The organism is Persicimonas caeni, assembly GCF_006517175.1.
Taxonomy (GTDB): domain Bacteria; phylum Myxococcota_A; class Bradymonadia; order Bradymonadales; family Bradymonadaceae; genus Persicimonas; species Persicimonas caeni.
In genome coordinates, this window is record NZ_CP041186.1 from 2,778,452 (window position 1) to 2,799,329 (window position 20,878).

Annotated in this window: 16 protein-coding genes; 7 read left to right on the forward strand and 9 right to left on the reverse strand. The window is 63.4% G+C overall.

Going from position 1 to position 20,878, the window contains the following annotated elements; all coding sequences use genetic code 11:
* Positions 1-108: 108 nt before the first annotated feature.
* The gene (locus FIV42_RS10210) at positions 109-783 is read right to left on the reverse strand and encodes a hypothetical protein (RefSeq protein ID WP_141197579.1); all 675 of its coding nucleotides are present in this window, start codon (positions 781-783) and stop codon (positions 109-111) included.
* Between the two features lie 148 nt (positions 784-931).
* Between FIV42_RS10210 and FIV42_RS10215 the strand changes: the two genes are divergently transcribed.
* Positions 932-2,902, forward strand: coding sequence for an AgmX/PglI C-terminal domain-containing protein (locus tag FIV42_RS10215; RefSeq protein ID WP_141197580.1), 1,971 nt, complete (start codon positions 932-934; stop codon positions 2,900-2,902).
* A 105-nt stretch (positions 2,903-3,007) separates the two neighbouring features.
* On the opposite strand, the gene FIV42_RS10220 is transcribed toward FIV42_RS10215, so the two are convergent.
* From FIV42_RS10220 to FIV42_RS10230, 3 genes are all read right to left on the reverse strand, one after another.
* Complete coding sequence (locus FIV42_RS10220) at positions 3,008-3,817, reverse strand: thioesterase family protein (protein ID WP_168210532.1); 810 nt, start codon at positions 3,815-3,817, stop codon at positions 3,008-3,010.
* An 88-nt stretch (positions 3,818-3,905) separates the two neighbouring features.
* Positions 3,906-5,441: a hypothetical protein gene (locus FIV42_RS10225; protein WP_141197582.1), complete on the reverse strand. Its 1,536-nt coding sequence runs from the start codon at positions 5,439-5,441 to the stop codon at positions 3,906-3,908.
* Positions 5,442-5,548: 107 nt separating this feature from the next.
* Positions 5,549-6,109 carry an AgmX/PglI C-terminal domain-containing protein gene (locus FIV42_RS10230; RefSeq protein WP_168210533.1) on the reverse strand — a complete coding sequence of 187 codons (561 nt, stop codon included), beginning with the start codon at positions 6,107-6,109 and terminating at the stop codon, positions 5,549-5,551.
* A gap of 160 nt (positions 6,110-6,269) precedes the next feature.
* Between FIV42_RS10230 and FIV42_RS10235 the strand changes: the two genes are divergently transcribed.
* Positions 6,270-7,103, forward strand: coding sequence for an SDR family oxidoreductase (locus tag FIV42_RS10235; protein WP_141197584.1), 834 nt, complete (start codon positions 6,270-6,272; stop codon positions 7,101-7,103).
* A 16-nt stretch (positions 7,104-7,119) separates the two neighbouring features.
* Positions 7,120-7,599 (forward strand): hypothetical protein, encoded by a 480-nt coding sequence (locus tag FIV42_RS10240; RefSeq protein WP_141197585.1) that lies wholly within the window; start codon positions 7,120-7,122, stop codon positions 7,597-7,599.
* Positions 7,600-7,861: 262 nt separating this feature from the next.
* Here the strand turns inward: FIV42_RS10240 and FIV42_RS10245 are convergent, their stop codons facing one another.
* The gene (locus FIV42_RS10245) at positions 7,862-10,675 is read right to left on the reverse strand and encodes a transglycosylase domain-containing protein (RefSeq protein WP_141197586.1); all 2,814 of its coding nucleotides are present in this window, start codon (positions 10,673-10,675) and stop codon (positions 7,862-7,864) included.
* 225 nt (positions 10,676-10,900) lie between these two features.
* Here FIV42_RS10245 and clpP point away from each other — a divergent pair, with 225 nt between their 5' ends.
* A complete protein-coding gene (clpP, locus tag FIV42_RS10250; protein ID WP_141197587.1) occupies positions 10,901-11,521 on the forward strand; it encodes an ATP-dependent Clp endopeptidase proteolytic subunit ClpP in 621 nt (206 codons plus the stop codon).
* Between the two features lie 3 nt (positions 11,522-11,524).
* Positions 11,525-12,178 (forward strand): hypothetical protein, encoded by a 654-nt coding sequence (locus FIV42_RS10255; protein ID WP_141197588.1) that lies wholly within the window; start codon positions 11,525-11,527, stop codon positions 12,176-12,178.
* A 40-nt stretch (positions 12,179-12,218) separates the two neighbouring features.
* Here FIV42_RS10255 and FIV42_RS10260 read toward each other — a convergent pair whose 3' ends face one another.
* The gene (locus FIV42_RS10260; protein WP_141197589.1) at positions 12,219-14,780 is read right to left on the reverse strand and encodes an ATP-dependent helicase; all 2,562 of its coding nucleotides are present in this window, start codon (positions 14,778-14,780) and stop codon (positions 12,219-12,221) included.
* Positions 14,781-15,214: 434 nt separating this feature from the next.
* Between FIV42_RS10260 and FIV42_RS10265 the strand changes: the two genes are divergently transcribed.
* Positions 15,215-16,003: a GNAT family N-acetyltransferase gene (locus tag FIV42_RS10265; protein ID WP_141197590.1), complete on the forward strand. Its 789-nt coding sequence runs from the start codon at positions 15,215-15,217 to the stop codon at positions 16,001-16,003.
* A gap of 36 nt (positions 16,004-16,039) precedes the next feature.
* Here the strand turns inward: FIV42_RS10265 and FIV42_RS10270 are convergent, their stop codons facing one another.
* From FIV42_RS10270 to FIV42_RS10280, 3 genes are all read right to left on the reverse strand, one after another.
* Entirely contained in the window at positions 16,040-16,912 is an 873-nt protein-coding gene (locus FIV42_RS10270; RefSeq protein ID WP_141197591.1) for a tetratricopeptide repeat protein, read from the reverse strand.
* Positions 16,913-16,997: 85 nt separating this feature from the next.
* A complete protein-coding gene (locus FIV42_RS10275; protein WP_168210534.1) occupies positions 16,998-18,941 on the reverse strand; it encodes an invasin domain 3-containing protein in 1,944 nt (647 codons plus the stop codon).
* A 107-nt stretch (positions 18,942-19,048) separates the two neighbouring features.
* On the reverse strand, positions 19,049-19,297 hold the full coding sequence (locus tag FIV42_RS10280; RefSeq protein ID WP_168210535.1) for a DUF5522 domain-containing protein: 249 nt from the start codon (positions 19,295-19,297) through the stop codon (positions 19,049-19,051).
* A 405-nt stretch (positions 19,298-19,702) separates the two neighbouring features.
* Here FIV42_RS10280 and FIV42_RS10290 point away from each other — a divergent pair, with 405 nt between their 5' ends.
* Positions 19,703-20,815 carry a hypothetical protein gene (locus tag FIV42_RS10290; protein WP_168210536.1) on the forward strand — a complete coding sequence of 371 codons (1,113 nt, stop codon included), beginning with the start codon at positions 19,703-19,705 and terminating at the stop codon, positions 20,813-20,815.
* Positions 20,816-20,878: the final 63 nt, after the last annotated feature.

Here is a 20,878-nt window from a genome sequence, read left to right on the forward strand (position 1 = left end):
AGTTGACCGCAAAGGTCGCGAAGGAAGCAAAGCTAAATAGGCAGCGAATTGACCGCCATTGTGTGGCGGCCTTTGCGATCTTGCGGGTCTCTATGACTTGCGGGCGCCCTATGAAACGAGCTGCCAGATGTAGATGAGCCCGCCGATGAATATCGCAGGGAGGACGAGCCGAAACGTCAGCCAGGCCTGAAAGACCTCCATGGCCTTGTCATCCGGGAGAACCCCGCGGAAGTAGTGAAAGTAAGTCGCCTCGATGTCGGCCATCGACTCGACGTGGACCGGCACCGGGCCGCGCTTGGCGCGCTGCTCGACGTGGCGTCGGTGGCGCGCGTAATCTTCGGCGATCGAGCCGGTCGTGCCCAGCGAGTCGAGCCAGCCGGTCGACTTCGTGCTGGGCGAATCGACGCACCAGGTCACGACCGCCGAGCCTTCGTCGAAGTAGGTGAAGAAGGTGAACATCACCCCACGCGGGCTATAGGCCATCGACTCGTTGTAGCGCACCGATACACGCGTCGTGCCGGTGGGGTCGACGAACGACACCCCGGGCAGCCACGGCAACGGGAATCCGAAAAGAGACTCGCGGTATGTGCCGAGCTCGCGAAAACCCTCGGCCCTCAACCACTGCAGCAACTCCTCCGGCAGCTTGACAAACTCCTGTTTGGCCTGCGTGGTGCCGGTGATGTCCTCGAAGCGCGTACGCTTGGCGACAAAACCGTGAATGGAGCTGCGCGGCTCTTCATCGGTGAATACGGCGGCAGCGTATAGTGGTCGATGAGACGTCATGACTTCATCCTGGCCGACGGGGGTCTCGAGGGTACACGCCGATTATACCTGAAGGGACTCGATGTGCCAGAACAGTGCCGTTTGCGCTCGAAGGGGTCTTTACGGTTAATATGGGGGACATGTCATAAGAGTTTGTGGAGAGAGATAAATGATGAGCTGGAGAACGCCGGCGGCAACCATGCTCGCTGCGCTGGCCGTCGCTGCTGGCTGCGAGAAGACCGAGCCCCCTCAACCGCCCGAGCAACCCGCCAGTGAGGAAGCAGATGCTCCCGCGCAGATCTTTACCTGGCAGGATGCCGCCAAGAGCACGCCGAAGAGGACACAAAAGGCGTTGGGAGAGGCACAAGGCTGCGAACCTGAGGCGCGGCTTCCGAGCACGGGGCCGGAAAACCGCCAGCGTTGGCTGTCGATGGAGCCGTATTGCAAGTTCACCGAGAAGGTGGAGCCTGCTCACCAGCACTACTCGATAGAGTATATCGCGTATTCGCAGAATGAGCCTGCGCTGATGCTGCTAAAGCCGCGTGGAAAAGCCACGCGACCGGCGGAAGCACTCGACACCTTCGAACTGCCCGCGCTTTCCATGGCCCGGCTCGACCTCGTGGGCGCGGCCGACAAGCAGAAGCAGATCGAGCTGCATCGCGCCGCCGAGTTACCTCTTGCCGCCGGCGAGGTCGTGGGTTTCGACCTGGTATCCAAGGAGGGTCGGCCCCGGGAGCTCGACCACGTCCGCATCTACCTGCAAACCGGTGATCGAGCGGCATACGAGCACGCCAAGCTGCCCGGCCCACCGGTTGCGCGAGAGCAACTTGTGCTCCCCAAGACATCGAGTGGGATGTCGCCGAGGGACCCGGCCTACGTCGAGATCGGACCTGACACCGTCGATGTCGGCCCCTACCCGGTTTACCCGGCGCCTTTGCCTGACGCCGAGGCGAATGCCGAACAAGGAGAGGTCGCGCGCGCTTCGTTTGCCACGGAGAAGCTCGACGACCTGCTCACCAAATGGCCCGACACGATCAAAGACGTCGTCGAAGCCAACCAAGGGCCCCTGGCGCTTGACGTATTGGTCGCCATCGATCGGGCGACGCCGGTAGTCACCCTCGAGCAATTCGGCCGTGGCATGGCCAGCGCCCGACTTTCGCTCGAGCTTCTCGGCCGCTCTCGCGTTCCGTCCGAGCACGACACGGTCAGCCAAGGTGCCCCGCGATTCATGCGGCTCACCGTTGCCTCCTCGCTGCCAAAGACCCACCCGAAGACGGGCAAAGAGCTGTTCACGATGACCGCCGCTCTAAGCGCCGAGGGCATCGACTTGATCACCCCCAAAGGACGGCTCCCGTCGCTCGACGGCTGCCCGAAAGATGGCCCCACGTTGTGCCTCGAGAAGGGAGATATCGACGTCGCCGATGAGCTCGCGAAGGCGCGCGAGAGGCAGGAAGCGGGTGAACTCCAGGCGAGCCAAGACCATGTCGATCGAGCACTCTCGGCTTACGACTGGACGGGTCTTTATGCCAAGCTCACCGAAGTCAAAGGATACTATCCGAAGGCGAGCGTGATCGGGTTCCGCCCTACCGACGACATCGTGCCGGTGGCGGTGCTGGTGCATGCGATGGACGTAGCGCGCTTCAAGCGAAAAAAGGATGGCTCCGAGTGCGCCGAGGCTTTCGAGAGCGACGCTGCGTTGCTCGAGGCCGAGGCCTGCCTCGACGACGATACACAACGTCGCGCCGCACTCTTCAGGCATGCGTACTTGCTTGCCGAAGAGGACGACACCGCGGACACGGGCTCGGCCAAAACCACCGACGTCATCGGGGAAGACATCTCCACGTCAGGCTCCCTCGACAAACGGCTCATCAAGCGCGTCTTCCGCGCCCACCGCCGTGAGCTGCTCTGGTGCTACAAAAAAGCGCGCGCCAACAAACCCGGCTTAGCCGGCGAGATGCACGTCAAATACACCATTAGCGGCTCGGGAGACGTCATCGCGGCGCTCGTGCGAAAGGGCGACCTGCGAAGTCGCGATCTCGAATCGTGTGTCACCCAAAAGATGCGCCGCTGGGTCTTTCCCGAACCCAAAGATGGCGGCATCGCCGTGGTCAATCAGACGCTGAAATTCGTCCACGAGTAACAACGTGCAGTAAACAGCAACTTGAACCGCCGCGGGGCCACGGAGATCTGCTTTCTTTCTTGCTCCGTGCGCCCCGTGTCCCCGTGGTGAATCTCTCCTTCGCTCTTACTTGATAATGGCAATCGTCTGCTGATTCAGCGCGAGCAGGCGGCCGTCTTCACCCCACAGCTCGCGGAATTCGACCATGTAGCCGTCGCGCGCCACCGGGCATTCGCTGCGGAAGTAGAGCGGTGCGTCGGGGTCGAGGCCGTCGAAGGTGCCGGGGAATTGCATGCTGAAGGTGACGGTGGCCATCGGTCGCGGTGAAGTGACCTTGGCGAAGGCGGCGGGCCAATGGGCGTCCATGCAAGCGGCCAAGTAGGCAGCGTCGCGTGGCTCGCCGGGGTGTTTGGGTCGCGTCCAGCCGGTCACGGCGAGTTGCTCGGCGCCGGAGAACGGGAAGCCGGACAGGGGCCGAAACTGCATATGCTGGGTGAACGTGGGCGCCAGCGGCGCCTGGAGTTCGGCGACGCTCGCCTCGCGCCAGTCGCCCAACTCGGGGGCTTCGAGGTCGCTCCAGTCGCCGTCGTCGACGCGGCGCGCGCCGAACAGGGCAGTGGCGTGGGCGCGCACCGTGCCCTCTTGGGTGAGCCGGGCAATGAGGGTGGTGGTGTTGCTGCCGGCGCGCAACAGCTCGACGGTAATCTCGGCCTCCTGGGCGAGCACCGGGCCGCACAGGGTGGCGTCGAGCGCGCGAAGGGCCTGGCCGTCGGCCTCCGATTCGCGGTCTTGCTCGGCTTCAAAAGCACGAATGAGCGCAGCGAGCACCAGCCCGCCGAAGGCGCCGCGGCCTTGCTGCCAGCCATCGGGGACGTCCCAGGTGTAGCGATGGTCGTCTTGGCGAGTCGGGGAGGACGAAGCGAGGAAATCTTGCACAGGTGGTACCGAGGTAATGAGACATGTCAATCGCCGGCATCGTAGGCGTGGGATGCCGCGATGTCGACCGAGGTTTCGGAGGCTCGCCCTACGCAAGCTCGCTCAACCGCTCGTACCACGGCCGCCCGCCGCACATGCGCTCGGCGTCGACCGGCTGGAGGTGGACCGGGGCGTTGCGCTCGAAGCGCAGCCCCTGGCGAATGCGCCGGTCGCGCTCGGCGTCGAGATCGCCGTTCGCGCAGAACTCGAAGACGACCAGCGGCGTCTGGCGCTCGACGAGGGAGCGGAAGATGGCGTTGATGTGGCTGTCGTCGACGTTGAAGCCGTAGCCGACCACCGCCACGACGTCGCAGTCGCAAAAGCCGCGGTGCAGGTCGACGTAGCGCTCGCTCATTTCGACTGAGGTCAAGGGTTTGGTGCCGCTCTGGGTGAGCATGAACGGCACGAGCAGGCGCTCGGTTCTGGTCAGATCGTCGGGGCTATCGAGGGCGACGAGCTTGTTGAGGTACGGGTCGTAAAAGTCGGCCAAGCCACCGTTGAGGTGGTGCACGTCGGGGTGCTCGCCGAGTTCGCGTGCGAGGATGTCGGTGATGAAGGTGTTGTAATTCGACGTTCCCACCGCGGCGAGCTCGAGGCCGTGGTCGGCGAAGCGTCCCAGGTCGTGGTAGTAGCCCGGGCCTTCAGCGATGCGCGCCTCGTTGGGCGCGACTTGTTCGGCGATGTAGCGGCGCACGGTCAGCAAAAAGGTGGCGATGCGGGTGAACTTCGCCCAGTGCGCCCGTGGGCTGAACAGGTAATGAAAATACTCGTCGATGAGCTTTCGGTAGTCGAGGCAGCTTGCGATGAGCTCGGTCAAAAGCTCGCGGGCGAAGCCGGTGACGACCTCGATATTGGTCGACACGTCGCTCACCCGAAACGATGGGGCGTCGAGCACGAGCTCGAGGCTCGACTTGCCGACCTCGCTCAGCTCGAGGCGGAACATATTGGGCGTATCCTGCAAAAAGGACAGCTCATCGGGCGCGCGGGTGAAGAGCTGGTGGCTCAACGAGTCGACCAGCCGGTGGCCATGCACCGCCACAAGAAGCTGTACGAAAGCGAGCACCAAGCGCTGCAGGGGGCGTGCGCGGCCGTCGTCGACGGCTTCGAGCACGCTCAAAAACGCCGAGAAATACTCGCTCGAAAAGAGCGAGACGTCGTCCGACAACGCGTCGTTCAGCTCGACGACATTGCCGTAGCGTCGCTGGCCGAATTTGTAGCCGCTGAGCTCCTCGACCGCCTGCTGGAAGCGCTCACGCGACAGTTGCGAGCCGGCGAGCACGCGCGCGGCGCGCCGGTCGAAGGAGCCCAAGAAGTCGAGCAAATCCCGGCGGCGGTGCTCGATCGTCGACTCGACCAGCGCGCTAAACTCGCGCTTGCCGAATTTCCACAGCGACTGCTGGAAGTACTTCTCCGGCAGCCACGTATTGGCGTAGATCGAGCGGGGGTCGACCGCGGCGAGTTGCGCCTCGAGCAGCGCTTTGTCGGGGGTGGCGTCCTGGCGAAAAATCTCGAGCGCGAAGCGCCCGCCGAGCGGCATGCCGTAGTCGACCTCGGCGCCGGCTCCGAAAAAAAGCCCAACCTTCATGCTATACATCCGTTCAGCGATATTTATCAGCAGTTGGCGAACGCGCATTCTACCGCGGCCGCCCTGCGGGAGCAACGCGTGAAGGTCTTAGAGTGTGCGCATGACGATCATTTAGCTCTCCGGAACACAAAAGGATACGTCATATGAATAGGCTCGTCTCCGCGGTTCGGGAACTCGAGAGTGCGAACTACGTCGAGTACACAGGTCTCCAGTGTCTTATCGGCGGCGGTATTCTCGGCCGCCGAGACCTGCTCGACTTTCCCCTCGGGGTTGATGACGAGTTTCACTACGATCTTGCCCTCCAGCTCCGGCTTCGACAGGAGGCGAGTTTCGTAACACCACGAAATCAGCTTTGCGTGAGCGTCCATCACTTTGAAGACATCTTTGTGCTCGAGGTTACCTTTTTGCTTCGAGTTCCCTCCACCTTTCTTCTCGAGCACGACCTCTCTCGCGGTCTCTTCATCCGCCGATTCTCCACTCGACTTCTCTCTCTCGGCTTGCTTGTCTTCCTCTTTCTTCTCGCCCTCGTCTTTTTCGTCTGTCTTTTTCTCGTCAGACTTCGACTCGGCCTTGTCCGACGAGCCACTGCTCTGGGCCAGCGCATTCGGCGCAGCGCTGACGAGGAGAGCGAGGCAGGCAAAAAGTGACACGGCAAATCTGGTGCACATGTTCGTGGCTCCCAAGCATCGAAGAGAAAGTAGCGGCAGTGCCGACAGGGTAGATGAACCAACCCGCGCGTTCAATTGCCACGGCGACTTGAGTTCAGCGCTCCGATTCCGCACACTGCACCCAAACCCTAAGCGCCCAAACCTCCAGCCCCCCGAGCCTATGCCAGATCTAGACGGACAAGTCGCATTCATCACCGGCTCGACCCGCGGCATCGGCCGCGAGATCGCCATCGCGCTGGCCAAGCGCGGCTGCAATATCGTGGTCACCGGCAAAACCGACGAGCCGCGCGACGACGTGCCGGGCACCATCTACACCACCGCCGAGGAGGTCGAAGAGGCCGGCGCCGAGGCGCTGCCATTGAAGCTCGACGTGCGCTACGACGACCAGATCGAGGACGCCATCAACCAGACGGTCGACAAGTGGGGACGCCTCGACATCCTCATCAACAACGCCGGAGCGATTCACCTCAAGTCGGTGCTCGAAACCCCGCCCAAGCGCTTCGACTTGCTCATGGGCGTCAACGCGCGGGCGGCCTACGCGTGCAGCTACTACGCGCTGCCGCACATGATCGAACAAAACTACGGCCATATCCTGATGGCCTCGCCGCCCATCGCCATCGATCGGGCCCCCGGCAAGGCGGCGTACGCGCTGAGTAAATTGGGGATGACCTTCGTCGCCCAGTCGCTTGCCGAAGAGGTCCGGGAGCATAACATCGGTGTAAATGCGTTTTGGCCGGTCAGCGCCATCGAGACGCAGGCGACGATTCACTTCAATCTGGGTACCGAGGAGATGTGGCGTAAGCCCGATATCCTGAGCGACATGGTGCTCGCGATCGTCTCACGCGACCCCAGCGAGTGCACCGGCAACGCGTTTTACGACGAGGACGTGCTGCGCGAAGAGGGTGTGGAGGACTTCTCGAAGTACAACGTCGTCGAGGGAAGCGAGCCGCCGCCCCTGTCGGCGCTGATGTTCGATCCGGAGTATCAAAGCTGAGGCTTGGAGGTCGGCCATGCTGCCCGATTATATCCCGACATCCGACTTGATGGAGCAACGCCTGGGCGACCTCTGCGAGCGCATCCCCAATTTTCGGGTCGTCGATCAGGTCGACGGCCTCGCCGCCCAGGGCCGCTGGGCGGTGGCCCTTGGCTCCATCAATCACCCGCACCCCAAGCCCGACCACCCGCCGGTGATGCTATTCGCCATCTTCGTGGTCATCGACCTGACCAACAACTGCGTGCGCATGGCCAACCCGCTGCCGCCGGGCAACTTCAAAGAGGCGACTTTGTTCAAGTACATGGCCTCGGCCATGAGCGACCCGATGCAGGGCATGCCCGCCCGCCCCATGCAGCTCGTCTGTCCGCAGCCGCGCATCGCCAAGCTGCTTCGCCCGCTGATGCTGCGTGTGGGGGTCAAGACCGAGGTGCACGACGTCATTGGCTTCGAGCCGGTGTTCGATACGTTGTGTCAGGATTTGCTGGATCCGACCTGAATTCGACCGCCGCTACGGGCAACGCTCCGTGTCCTTCGGACACTTCGCTCGCCCGCAGCTATAAGTTCCGTAACACCCACAAGGGGTTCGAGGCCGTCGGCTTGACAAAAGAGTACGTCTTGTGGCTCTCGGAGCCAGACGCACATTTGCCAAATGGCGGTCGCTCTGGGCGAGGCCGACAACCTTGGAACCCCTCGCGGGTGAAAGAGAGCTTTTAGCTGGGGGCGAGCGAGGCGCCCTTAAAGGGTGCCGAGCGTTGCCCTCAGCGGCCTTCAGGAAGGTAACTACCCTCGTCATCCCAGTACAAGATATAAGGCTTTTCGGCCTCGGCCTGCTCAGGCGTCAGGTAGCCCTTGTCGACCAAGCGGCCCATGATCTCGCCCATGCGGTTGAACCACCAGTGCTTGGTGGGCGTGTGGCCGCGCCTGCGGAAGCGGTCGCCGTACCACGGCGCCGGTTTGAGGATGGCGATGAAGACCGCCTCTTTGGGCGTCAACTCGCGGGCGTCCTTGCCGAAATAGTGCTGCGCGGCCGGGCCGATGCCGTAGACGTCTTGGGCGTACTCGATGCAGTTCAGGTACAGCTCGAGCACGCGCCACTTGGGCACCGCGTCCTCGATCCGCCAGGCAATCAACGCCTCTTTGAGCTTGCGGGCGAGCGTCTTGTCGCGGGTCAGAAAGAGGTTTTTGATGAGCTGCTGCGTCACGGTCGACCCACCGTACACAAAGCGCTCCCCCTCGAAGTCGATCCGAAGCGCCTTCTGGATGAGCCCCAAGTCGACGCCGTGGTTCTCGTAGAACTCCATCTCCTCGCTCAAGTACGCCGCGCCGGCGACAAAGGGCGGAAGCTCCTCCATCGGCACGTACGCCTCGGTGCCCGGCCCCACAAAGACCTCGGCCTCCTCGGAGATACCCTCGGTCACCTGCTTTTTGAACGGGCGATTGAGCCAGTGGACGTCGTCGGGCTCGCGCGGGTCGTAACCCTCGGGCGCCTCGGGCAGCTCGTAGGTCAAGCCGCGTAGCTTCTCGGGCACCGGCCACGTGGGCTCTGCGGGCTCTTCCACAAAGGGATTCACCACGGGGGACACGGGGGACACGGAGTCTTCTTGGTCGGAGGACTTCACATCGTGCGATGTCACTTGTTGTTGCCTTTCTCTCAGTGCTCCCTGTGCCCCCCGTGGTGAACTCTTCGTCGCAACAAACTCTACCTCGGGCCAAGCGTTCTTCTGGGCGTTGAGCGCGGTCACGTGGCACTTGTCGACGAAGTCGTCGACGTCGATTTCGAGCTTGCGGGGGCGGTGCCACGGCAGGTGGAAGCGCAGCTTGGGCGCGGCTTCGCCGTCGATTTCGATGTTGGCGTAGGGCCCGAGCATGGCCGTGGGGAAGGCGCGTACGGCCTCTTGGCAGGCGATTTTGTCGACGCGGGCGTCGAGGTCGAAGACCGGGTCGAAGGGCCAGTCGACCAGTTCGGCGTCGAGGTCGACGCCGACCGGGCCGTAGGTGGCGCGGCCCTCGCTCAAGGTGATCTTAGCGAGCGCCGGGGTCCATTCGAGCTCGAAGGCCAAGCCGGCGTCGATGTCGGTCAGGGGCTTGTCGGCCAGCCCTGAGAGCTCGACGCGGCCGTCTTTCCAGTCGAGGTCGGCGGTGACGTGGACGTTCGACTTGGCGTCGGGGCGCAAGAGCGGTTGGCCTTCGGTCACGAGCATGATCGAAGCGTCGACGACGCCGCCGATGCGCCCGCGGATGCCGCGGTTGGGGAGCGTGCGGCCCTCTTTGACGCCGGGAAGGTCGTCGAGGCGCACCTGCGAGGCTTGTACCGACAGCGTGCGCGGCAAGAGCATGCCCGGCTCGAGGCTCGCGCCCACGTCGAAGCGACCACCGGCCGACTCGCCGCGCGCCCACAACTCACCGGCGGTGAGCGAGGCGTCGAGGCCGTCGACGAGCGTGATCTCGCGGTGGGTGCCGTCTTTCTTCTCGAGGCGAAGGTCGAAGCGGCCGGCCTCGACCGAGGCGTCGAGGCGCTGCAGCCACCAACTGAGGCGCGAGGCGAGGCTCGGGCCGGCCTTCTCGTCCAGCTGCTTGTCCAACTGCTTTTGAGCAGCGGCGGGCAGCTTCGACTTGAGGTTCGAAATGCCTCCGCCAAAGGACCTGCGAAGGCTCGCAAGGCGCTTGGGCGAAACGGCCAACTGCGGACGCACGATGCTGATGCGCGGGTTGGGCGCGGTGAGCTCGGAGAGGCTCACTTCGGCCATTTTGACGGCGACGGCCGGCGCCTTTTGGCCGCCGAGCGCCGTGTCGACCTCGTACAGCGTGAGCGCGACACCTCGCTCGGCGCCCAGGGCAGCGCTCACTTTGGCACGACCGACGCTCAACCGGCCGCGGCCCGGGATATCGAGCTCGACGAGCGCCTCGTCGGCGTCGCCGGCCTCGACCGCCAAGTCGACTGTGGCAGTCTCTGCTCCCGTCGAGCCGCTGGCGCTCCATCGAATGGGCGCGAGCGGCAGAACGGAGAGTTTGGGATGAGTCAGATCGAGCTCGCCGTCGACGTCCAGCGTGCGGCCGTCTCGGCCGTGCTCGGAGACGAGCAGCTCGTCGACCGAAAGCTTCGCCAGCGGTGAGCCGTGGCGCACGAGTTCGACCTGAAGGTCCTCGCCGCGCACCTCGCCGATGCGTCGAAGCTTGTCAGCGAGTGAGTGCGAGCCCGACGACTGCTCCGCAGGCGACGCTTCATCCGTTCGGGAGGCTCTGCGCAGATCGACGGTGAGCGCCGCCCCTGAAAGCGCGACTTCGTCGACGCGCGGCGTCTCTGCCAGGGCGATGTCCCACGGCAGCACGACCTCGACGCGCTCGACCACGCCCGAGACCCGATCGTCGGCCGCCGAGAACTCGACGCCTTCGATCTCGACCGTCGCCGGCCAGCTCCACGACAGCTCGCGCCAGGTCATCTCGGCGCCACGGCGCTCGAGTTGCTCGGCGAGCTTCGCCTCGGCGGCGCTCTCGAGCAGGTACGGAGCGCCGATGATCACGCCTCCGAGCAGAAGGCCGATGATCGCAAAGATGATGAAACGTCGGGACATCTGTGACTACGTTTTGGAACGCCAAACTTGAACTTCCGCCCTGCGGACGAATCATATTAGAAGCTAGCTTCATCTAAGGGAAGCATTCTGGCGAACCGCTGGACACTCGATCGAAGTTGAAACATAATCCGGCGCGAACTGGTTTTATTAAATGAACGCATCTGGGCGCGCGCCACTGAGCGAACGCGCCGCAACAAGTGAACTTCAATCAAGCAGGTAATCTGTATGGGTTTCATTCCTTACGTCGTCGAGCAGACGCACCGCGGTGAGCGCGGTTGGGATATCTTCAGCCGGCTGCTCAAAGATCGGATCATCTTCTTGGGCACCCCGGTCACCGATGATGTGGCCAACAGCATCATCGCCCAGCTTCTGTACCTGGAGAGCGAAGATCCGGACAAAGAGATCAGCCTCTACATCAACTCGCCGGGCGGCAGCGTCACCGCGGGCATGGCGATCTACGACACCATGCAGTACGTCAACCCGGACATCTCGACCATCTGCATGGGCCAGGCGGCCTCGATGGGCGCGGTGCTCCTGGCGGCAGGCGCCGACGGCAAGCGCTTCGCGCTGCCCAACTCGCGCATCCTGATCCACCAGCCGCTGCTTCGCGGCGGCATCGGCGGCCAGGCCACCGACATCGACATTCAGGCCCGCGAGATCTTGCGCCTGCGCGAGCGTCTCAACCAGGTCCTGGTCGACCACACCGGCCAGTCGATGGAGCGCATCGAGAAGGACACCGACCGCGACTACTACATGGGCGCCGTCGAAGCCAAAGAGTACGGCCTCATCGACACGGTCATCGAAAACCGCCCTGGCCTCGGCAAAGAAGAGAAAGCTGGGGAGTAAGCGGTGCGCGGTCCGAGAGTCTCGACGCCAGGTCTCATCGCAGCGCTGCTCGTCGGCGCTGCGTGCTCCAAGGGGCAACCTTCTGCCGAGGCTCCCGCGTCCGAGCCCGCCGTCGAACAAGCAGGAAGCATCGATATCGCCGTCGGCCCCGACGTGCGCTCATTCGACCTCGCCGAGGCCGAGTGCAGCGTCGTCGAGGCCGGCGGCGATTCGCGTTCGGGCGACTCTCACTCGGGCGAGGCATACCTGAACGTTACCGCCCGCTCGGCGACTATCCACACCATCGAGGGCCAGCGCGTGCGCCCCTACCTTCTGAGCGCTCGCCTGCCGGCCGACCTGGGCGAAGACGAGACCACCTTCGGCCCCGAGCGTACCAACTGGGGCGCCGTCGCCTCCTTACCGGGGGCCAGCCTCGAAGCCGACGACGACCCGATCATCCAAGTCATCGCCCGCTCGGTCCAAAACGGCCCCACCGACTACGAGTGCCGCGCCAGCCGCACCGGCCAAGAACTAAAACTCTCGGTCTTCTGCAACGGCGGCAAACTCGTCCCTTGGTCGACCGCCGGCCCCGTCCCTTCAGGCTCTTTCAAAGCGACCGTGAACTGCAAAGAGGTAAATTCACCACGGGGAACACAAGGGACACGAAGAGGAAAATAGAGTGCCTTTCTCCGTGTCCCCGTGATCTCCGTGGTGAACTCTACCCTAAAACCTTCACGAATTTGCGGATGATCGTCTTCTCGCCCTTGCCGGGGAAGTTGATCGTGAGCACCGCTTTGTCGCCGCTGCCAGACACGTTTACGACCTCGCCGATGCCGAAGCGTGAGTGCGAGATGGTGCAGCCGGTCAGGCCGTCTTTGCCCGGGGAGGCGCCAGCGGGAGGAGCGTCGGGTTCGCTCGACCAGGCGTCCTCCTGAGCGAACTCGTCGTCCCAAGGATTCACCTGGGAGAACGAGGTGTCGAAGTCGCCATCTTCGGCCTCCGCGAGCGTCTTTTTGACCGCTTTGGAGACTTGATTCTTATACATCGGCGGGGATTGGTCGAACTCCCAGGCGTCTTGGTCGACGCCGCTGCCGAAGTAGGCTTGCTCGGTGGCCTGGCGGAAGGCGTCGTAGCCGCCTCGATTCGAGGTTCGCCGTGAGCTGTAACGAATGCGTTTCGACGTGCTCTGCGGGTCGATCTCGATGCGCTCGGGGTCGATGTCGAGCAGAAAGCGGCTCGGGTCGGTGTTGCGCGTCTTGCCGTAGATACGCCGGCGGCGCGCATTGCAGATGTAGAGCTTGTGACGCGCACGCGTGATGGCGACGTAGGCCAGGCGGCGCTCCTCGTGGATCTCCTCGGCGTCGAACTGGTCGCGCACGCTCGGGAAGATCTCGTCTTCCATGCCCGCCAAAAAGACCGTGTCGAATTCCAAGCCCTTGGCGCCGTGGACGGTCATCAGGGTCACCGCGCCCTTCTCGTCCATCTGGTCGGTGCTGTGTACGAGCGCCGAGCGGTCGAGAAACGCGCCCAGCAGCTTGGCCAAACGCGACTCGGCGACCATGTCGGTCCCCTCGGGCGCGTCAGCGTCTTCGGTGGGCCCGAACTCACGCGCCTCGAAGTCTTGCTCGAACTCTTCCATCGCGCCGAGCAGCTCGCGCACGTTCCTCCATCGATCGTCGACGCGCTCGGCGTCGTCGCTCTCGAGGTACGAGTGGTAATTGATCTGATCGAGCAAAAACTCGCTGACGTGGGCCAGTCCTTCGTCGGCGGCGATCTGGTCGCGAAGCGAGAACAGGAGCTCACACAGATCTTCGACGCCCGAATTCGTCCGCCCGCGCAGGCTGTCGACGTCGGCCAAGGCCTCCTCGTCGGCGACGTCGAACGGCTCGGGCTCGATAGGAGCGTCGCCCACCGCCGACGGCTCGAGGTGGCCGGCGGCGTAGCGCACCGCCCGGTACAGCGTGCCGATGCCGGGTACGCGCGCGGCGCGCTGCAGCTTCTCGATGGTCACCTTGCCGATGCGCCGCGACGGCGTGTTGATGATGCGCAGGAAGTCGACCTCGTTGTCCGGGTTCAGCGCGACCTTCAGGTAGGCGAGCACGTCCTTGATCTCGGAGCGCTCGTAGAAGCTGATGCCGCCCACGACCTGATACGGCACGCCCCAGTTTTGCAGCTGCTCCTCGAACTGACGGCTCTGGGCGTTGGTGCGGTAGAAGACGGCGAAGTCACCCCAGTCGGCGCCGGCCTTGGCCATCTCGTGGATGCGCCGGGCCACAAAAGTCGCCTCCTCCCGGTCGTCGCCGCCGGTAAAGAGCGAGATCTTGTCGCCGCCCTCGCGCTCGGTCCACAGCTTCTTGTCGCGCCGGGTCGGGTTGTGCTTGATGACGTCGTTGGCCGCCTCCAAGATCACGCTCGTCGAGCGGTAGTTCTGCTCGAGCTTGATGACCTGGGCGTCTTCGTAATCCTTCTCGAACCCCAGAATATTGGCCACCGTCGCCCCTCGCCAGCGGTAGATGGCCTGGTCGTCGTCACCGACGACTGCCAGGTTGTCGTGGCAGCGCGTCAAGTGCTTCAAAAGCTCGTATTGGGCCGGGTTGGTGTCCTGGAACTCGTCGACCATCAGGTAGCGCCAGTGGCGGCTGTAGCTGTCGGCCAGGCGCGGGTCGTCGCGAAAGATCTCGAGCACGCCCAAGATCAGGTCGCCGAAGTCGGCACAATTCGCCTCGCGAAGCTTCTCCTGATAGGTCTCGTAGAAGGTCGCGTCCTCCTCGTCCACTGCGTTGAACGCGTTCTCGTGGGCCAACTCGGGCGTGTAGCCCTGGTTCTTCATCCGGTTGATATACCCGCGCAGCCTCCTGGACTCGCTGCGGTCTTTGGGGCGCCCCTCGAGCTCCATGACCTGCTTGACCAACTTGAGCTGGTCGTCGCCGTCGTAGATGTTGAAGTTCCAGTCGAGCCCGAGCCTGTCGGCGTGCCGGCGCAGCAAGCGGGCGCAAAACGAGTGGAACGTCGAGATGGTCACCGCCTCGGCGTCGTCGCCGGCGCCGTGTGCGCTCAGGATATCGTCGACGCGCTCGCGCATCTCGCCGGCGGCCTTGTTGGTGAAGGTCACCGCCAAGATCTGCTCGGGGTAGACTCCTGCCTCCAAGATCAGCCATCCGATACGGTAGGTGATCACGCGTGTCTTGCCGCTGCCCGCGCCGGCGAGGATCAGCAGCGGGCCGTCTTTGTGCTCGACCGCCTGTTTTTGGGGCGGGTTGAGGTGTTCCAGGAGGTTCATCGTCGTTCGAAGCTTTGGGATTACTGCACGTTTGTTCCGGGGATGGTAGCCGGGGATGTTGCGTATGACAATTGCCTTGCAGAAGAGGCCGTCCTGCAGATGCGCATCACCAGCTACGCAAATGACCACATTGCTCCCATAGGCGCCCTTGAAAACACGCCCTCGGCGTCGAGAATTTCTGCCGCCGTCGGGCCGTGCGAGCCGCGACTTCGATTGCGATTACGCCGCTCGCGAGTTAGACTAGTCGATGTAAATTACCCTCTCTGACATGTGACTGTGCCTTGCATCAATCACAGCGACGCCGGTGGTCGAACGCACCTTGCATCGCCACCTGTCTTTATGTGAAGACGCGTTGAGATTGATGGGAAGACGCCACGGATCGGCGACGGGCAGCGGCCCGAACGAAGTCACTTGAGGAAGCATTTGGAGCACAGATGGCCGTCGAGCAGATCAACGATCGCAACGAACTCAGAGAGTTTCTCACTCGGGATAAACTCGCCAACGCCTACCTCCTCGGAAACCTCGACCCTGCCTTTTTCCCCTTCTGTAGCTGGTACGGCGCCCGCAGCGAATCGGGCGAGTTGGGCAGCCTGTTGCTGATCTATCAGGGCCTGAGCCTGCCGGTCGCCTTCATGGTGGGCACGAAGCCCAATTTCCAAGAGTTTCTCGTCGACGCCAAAGACCATCTTCCCGAGCGCTTTCACTTCCACGTGCTCGAGCACCACATCGACACGGTGCGCCACGTCTTCGACTGCTCGGACACCATGCGCATGCATCGCATGGGGCTCGAGAAGGAAAACTATCAGCCGCTCGAATCGACCGACGACGTCGAGCGTCTGGGACACCGCGACACCGCCGCCATCATGGCGTTGTACGAGCACTACCCGGACAACTTCTTCGAGCCCTCCCAGCTCGAAACCGGGCTGTATTTCGGCATCCGCGACGGCAACGGCGGGCTCTCCTCCATCGCCGGGGTGCACGTGGTCAGCGAAGAGTACGACGTGGCCGTCATCGGCAACCTGGTCACCCACCCCAGCGCCCGCGGCCAAGGCCTGGCCACCCAGTGCACCGGCCGCCTGCTCGACGAATTGTTCGAGCGCGTCTCGCTGGTGGCGTTGAACGTCCAAGACGACAACGACCCGGCGATCAAGATGTACGCAAATTTTGGCTTCCAGGACAACAACGTCTTCTGGGAAGGCCGCTGCTCATCCGTGAGCACCTGAATCCGACTCCAACATTTGATGGAATATGGCGACGGCTCAGAACCGACCGGTGAAGCCGAGCGAGACGTCGCCACCGGCGGTGACCGAAGCCGTCGGGGCCGCCTCGAGGTCGTCCGAGCTCAACAACAAGAAGACGCCGGTGCCGGTGACCACCGCGCCCACGGCGATGGCCGACACGCCGACGGTGTCGAGGGTATTCGCGCGCGCCTCTTCGGAGAGCGCCTCTTGGCGGCTCATGCCTTCGACGACCCCGCCGTCGGCCGCCTCGACCGAGCCCGTGACGTCGTCGCGGATCGACTCGGCCCAGAAATGCGCGCCCACGCCGGCGCCGGCCACGACCAGACCCGTGGCGGTGAGGGTCCACCCGACCGCGTTGCTCGAATCGGCCTGACTCGACTGGGCCTGACTCGACTCGGCGGGCAGATCGGTCGGCTCCTTGACCTGCTGGCCCTTGTCACCTTTCGTCTCGGCATCCGCCATTTTCTGCTTGGAATCGTCAGCGACCGTGCACTCCTCGTCGAGCTCGCTCAAGTACTGGTCGGCCTTGGCGTTGATGAGCCGCGGCGAGGGATCATTGACGGCGGGCGCCGAGATGACGTTGAGATAGGCCTGCCGTGCTTTGTCGCACTCACCCATCTTTTGGTAGGCGCGCCCGAGGTTGAGCCACGTCACGTTGAACTCCCCTAAGGCGTTGGCTGCTTCGAGCAACTTGACTGCCTTCTGATGGTCGCCCTTCTTGATGGCGCCGACCGCCTCCGAGTTGAGGCGGAGCTGCTCGTTGGACGGCTTGGCGGCTTTGGTCGCTTCTTCCGTGTTTTGCTGAGCGAGTACCACAGCAGGTGCGCCGGCTGTGAGCGCCCCGGTAAGCAGGCAAGTGAGCAGACGAATACGAACGCGATGGGAGAACATCAACAAACTCTTTTCAACTCTGGGGTAAATGCTCGCGAGCCGCCCGCAAAGCGGGTCGCTCGCGACAACGTCGTCGCGACGGCTCTCACTCGATCGCAGCCGCGAAAGAGCCCTCCAACTTCGCCGATTCGCCGGTCGTCGAGTGCTCCACTGACCATGTCCACTCACAGGGGGTCGGCTCCCCCAGAGCGTCGAAACGCGGCAGCGGATACGCGTCGCTCTCGCGCCAAGACGAGCTCGATTGATAATCTGGTTGGCCCGCCGTGCAATCGGTCGAACTCAACGTCATGAGAAGGTCTTCATCGAAACTGCTCGCGGAACTACGCAAGCTAGGCAACAGGGAAGCTCCGACCCACGTGCACAAATTGCTAACAATGCTCCCATCGACTTCCCCCTCCGACACGGACGCCGCCATCGCTTCGCAGTCCCAGCGCTCCTCGTTGATCAGTTTGGCTAATGTGTCTCCTTGTCCGTAATCGGCGAGGAGTTCCGGAAAGACGACGCGTTCGAAGACAACGGTGATATAGCGAGAAAAGAACAACTTGTCGGTGGGTGAAAAACCAGCGATTGCCAGCGTCTCGCCTTCCAAGACCTGGAGTTCGAACGGAGCGTGCAGACGACCGATGAGCTCGTTCAACTCTGGAGCGCAAGTTGAGTCGCCATCGCAAATCGCGTCGAAGTCGAACTCGCCTCGAAACAAACCGCTGAGATTCTCGCTTATCGGTGTACCGCCTCTCCACGAGAAGCTTTCGTACACAAGGCTCTCGACGCTCCCCCGCATGGAGGCTGTACCGAGCGCGTCTCCAACGACCCGCTTGGCGCTGTCGGCACCATCATTCAACACGGGCTGCTGGACGTGGCTGGCGAAGAGCTCACGAAGATCTCCGCGATGGTTGAGCAACGCCTGCTGGACGTCGGGGTTCCCGTTCGCGCGGAGTGCCAAATCGATCAAACCGCGGTCTGCAGGGTACTCGGCGCACTCCGAAGCGTCCGAATCGATGCAGCCAAAGAGCGCCAACGAGGGGTCTTCGGGGAATCTCGTCAGCGCGCGCACATACTCACCGTACAGCCCCATGGCGAAGGGGCCGAAATCCCACAGATAACTCGCCTGGTAGTCTTGTAGAGAAAAGACCGGCAGTTGCTCGCGCATCTCCACAGCGAGCGGGCCATCGCCGGTGCCGTCGGTGGGCGCGACCGCCTCTTGGCAGCCAACGATGTTGCGCAGCCCTGACTCGGCAAAGCCTTCGACGAAGATCAGGTGTCCGACTTCGACGTCGAGATCGGCAAAAGCCACCGGCGGCACGCTGCCATCGACACGCACATCCACCTCTCGCCGCTCTGCGGTGACACCGGGAGGCAGGGTGGTCGTGATAAGCTCCTCACACGAGGCCGAGCCCTCCGGATCGGGCACGGCGGTGACACGTACCTGCTCGATTGGCGACTCGGTTCCGTTCGTCGGTGCGACGAAGATGGCCCCGGATCCCTCGCCACCGACGGCGAACGCCCAGCTGACACGCCGCGGCAGCGCTCCGTCGCCCACGGTCGCGGTCAGCGTGGCCAAACCGGCTTGTGTGCCAGAATCGAGCACCACGCTCGCCGTTCCGTCCGCCGTCGTCGTCACCGTTTGGGCCTCGAGGCTCACCGCCCCTGCCGACTCGCGGTTCAGATCGAAGCTGACCTCCGCCCCGGCAAACGGATTGCCAACGCCGTCGGTCACCTGCACGGTAAGCTCGCGCGCCTCTTGAAACGGCAGCACCATCGCACAGTGCTTGCGCTCCGAATCGCACTCCTCGGAGGCATGTGCCAGTTGGGCCCCCTCCGGCAGCGGCGTCACCGTGCCGTTGTTCACATTGCCGTCGCCATCCTCGGGTACGCATACCTGGCCGTAATCGGGATGCTGGCCGCATCTGTAGTCCGCACCGCACTCATCGTCCGCTTCACAGCGAAAATACGCGCGATCGAGCTCCAGCTCTTGCTGACATCCAGTCAGGCCCGCCAGGCTTGCGCCCGCACCGAGTACAGCCGCCATCGTTACGAATCTCAGTCGCTTCATAGACATCTTTGGTGCCTCGAGCACCCCAACATGGGCGGAATTCACAGTGTGCGCAGCTTACCAAGCTCCTTACAGCGACACAATTAGTTCCCGGCGGAATCGCCAGCGGCCGGCCACGGCCAGGCGGGCACGTCGGGACGACCGGCCACGATCTGCTCTTCTTTGCCGTAGGGGCAATGCCTGCAGCCGCTGCCGCAGCATTCGCCCTGCCCGCGCAGGTAAACCGACGTCATCACGAACAGACCGGTGTCAGGGTCCATGTAGCCGGCCTCGCCTTTCTCGCAGGCTCGGCGGTGGAGTTCGAGGGCTCGTTTTGAAGGTCGTTGGCTCATTGGAGGGAGTATAGGGGAGCGCTTCGGAAAAGCTAGGCGTTGCTTTTTGGCGCCCCCATCCGTCTCGCGCTGTAAAGCGCGCGAGCCACCTTCCCCGCGGGGAAGGGATGCCTTAGCACGCTTGATTCACGTAGCTTTCCGCAGGGTCAGCCCTTCCCCAGGGGGAAGGTGCCGAGCGCGTCGTTTAGCGCGAGGCGGATGGGGGTCCTCGACAAGCAAGCCCAAACAGAGAACCGACCTCCCCACCAAACCCAAACCCACCTAAAAAACAACCACTTACAGCTCAACCACAAAAAAACTTCGCCCAAACACGCAACGATTCGTCCCTTTTTGCCGAAAACCGTAATGAGGGGATGCACTGTGCTTCCCCGACGAAAACACCATTTGCAACGGGGATCGGAAAACATGTCTTGGATTGGAGATGCAATTGGCAAAGCTACCAGCGCCGTCACAGATTTCGTCAGTGACGTCGCCGACGACGTAGGCGACGCGGTCGGCGACGTCGCCAGCGAAATCGGCCAAGCCGTCGGCGACACCTTCGAAGCCGTCAGCGACGGCCTGGGACCGTTGGGTGACGTGGTCGACGGCGCGCTCGAGGTGATCTCATCGGGCAGCTTGGGCCAGATGCTCAACACCGGGCTCGACAAGCTCGGCATGCCCGACTGGATCGGCGACATCGGCGGCGGCGTACTCGACTTCTGCACCGGCAACTGGGTCGGCGCGGCGGCCAACGGCCTCGACGCGCTCGAAGACGTCGCCAAGGCGTGCGGCGGCGACGAGATCGCCGGCTTTTTGAAGGCGGGCTCGAATATCACCGGCATGTTCGCCGGCGGTGGGTTGGGCAAAATGGGCAAGGCGGGCGAGTTGATCGACACCGCCACCGACTCGCTCGGTATGGTCGACGACGCCCTCGGCGGCATCGAGTCGCTCATCGACGGCGATATCATGGCCGCAGGACAGAGCCTGCTCGACCTGACCGGAGGAGATCTCGGCCCGCTCGAGAACGTCGTCGGCGAGTTCTCCGACGAGGCGCTCGGGTTGCTCGAGGAGCATATTCCGCAGGCCAAGCAGCTGGTCTCCGGCCTCTACAGCGCGCTCGAAGACGGCCAGTTGACCCTCGACGACCTACAAAACGACGAGGTCTCCGAGCTCCTCGGCTCGGTGATCGGCGAAGAGCAACTCGCCGGGCTCGAAGAACTGGCCAAACCGGTCATCGACTTCGTCCACGACGGCCAGAGCCTCGTCGACGAGCTCGGGCTGGGCAGCGCCCTCGAGATGAGCTCGCTCGGCCAGGGATTGGTGGGCGGCGTCATGGACTTCGTCGCCGACCAACTCGAGGCCGATCATCCAGACATCGCCAAGCTCGCTGCCAAGCGCGACTTCATCGGCCAGCTCATCCAGATGGGCGCCGCCGACCCGAACGCGCTGGGCGTCCTGAGCGACCTGCTCACCCAGAGCGGTGCGCTCGACGAGGTGCTCGACACGCTCGCGCGTCACAGCGCCTCGCTGCGCGCCTAACAGGAACAACAAACCAAGAACCAAGAACCAAGAACGGGCACTACGAAGCTGTACGCCACAACT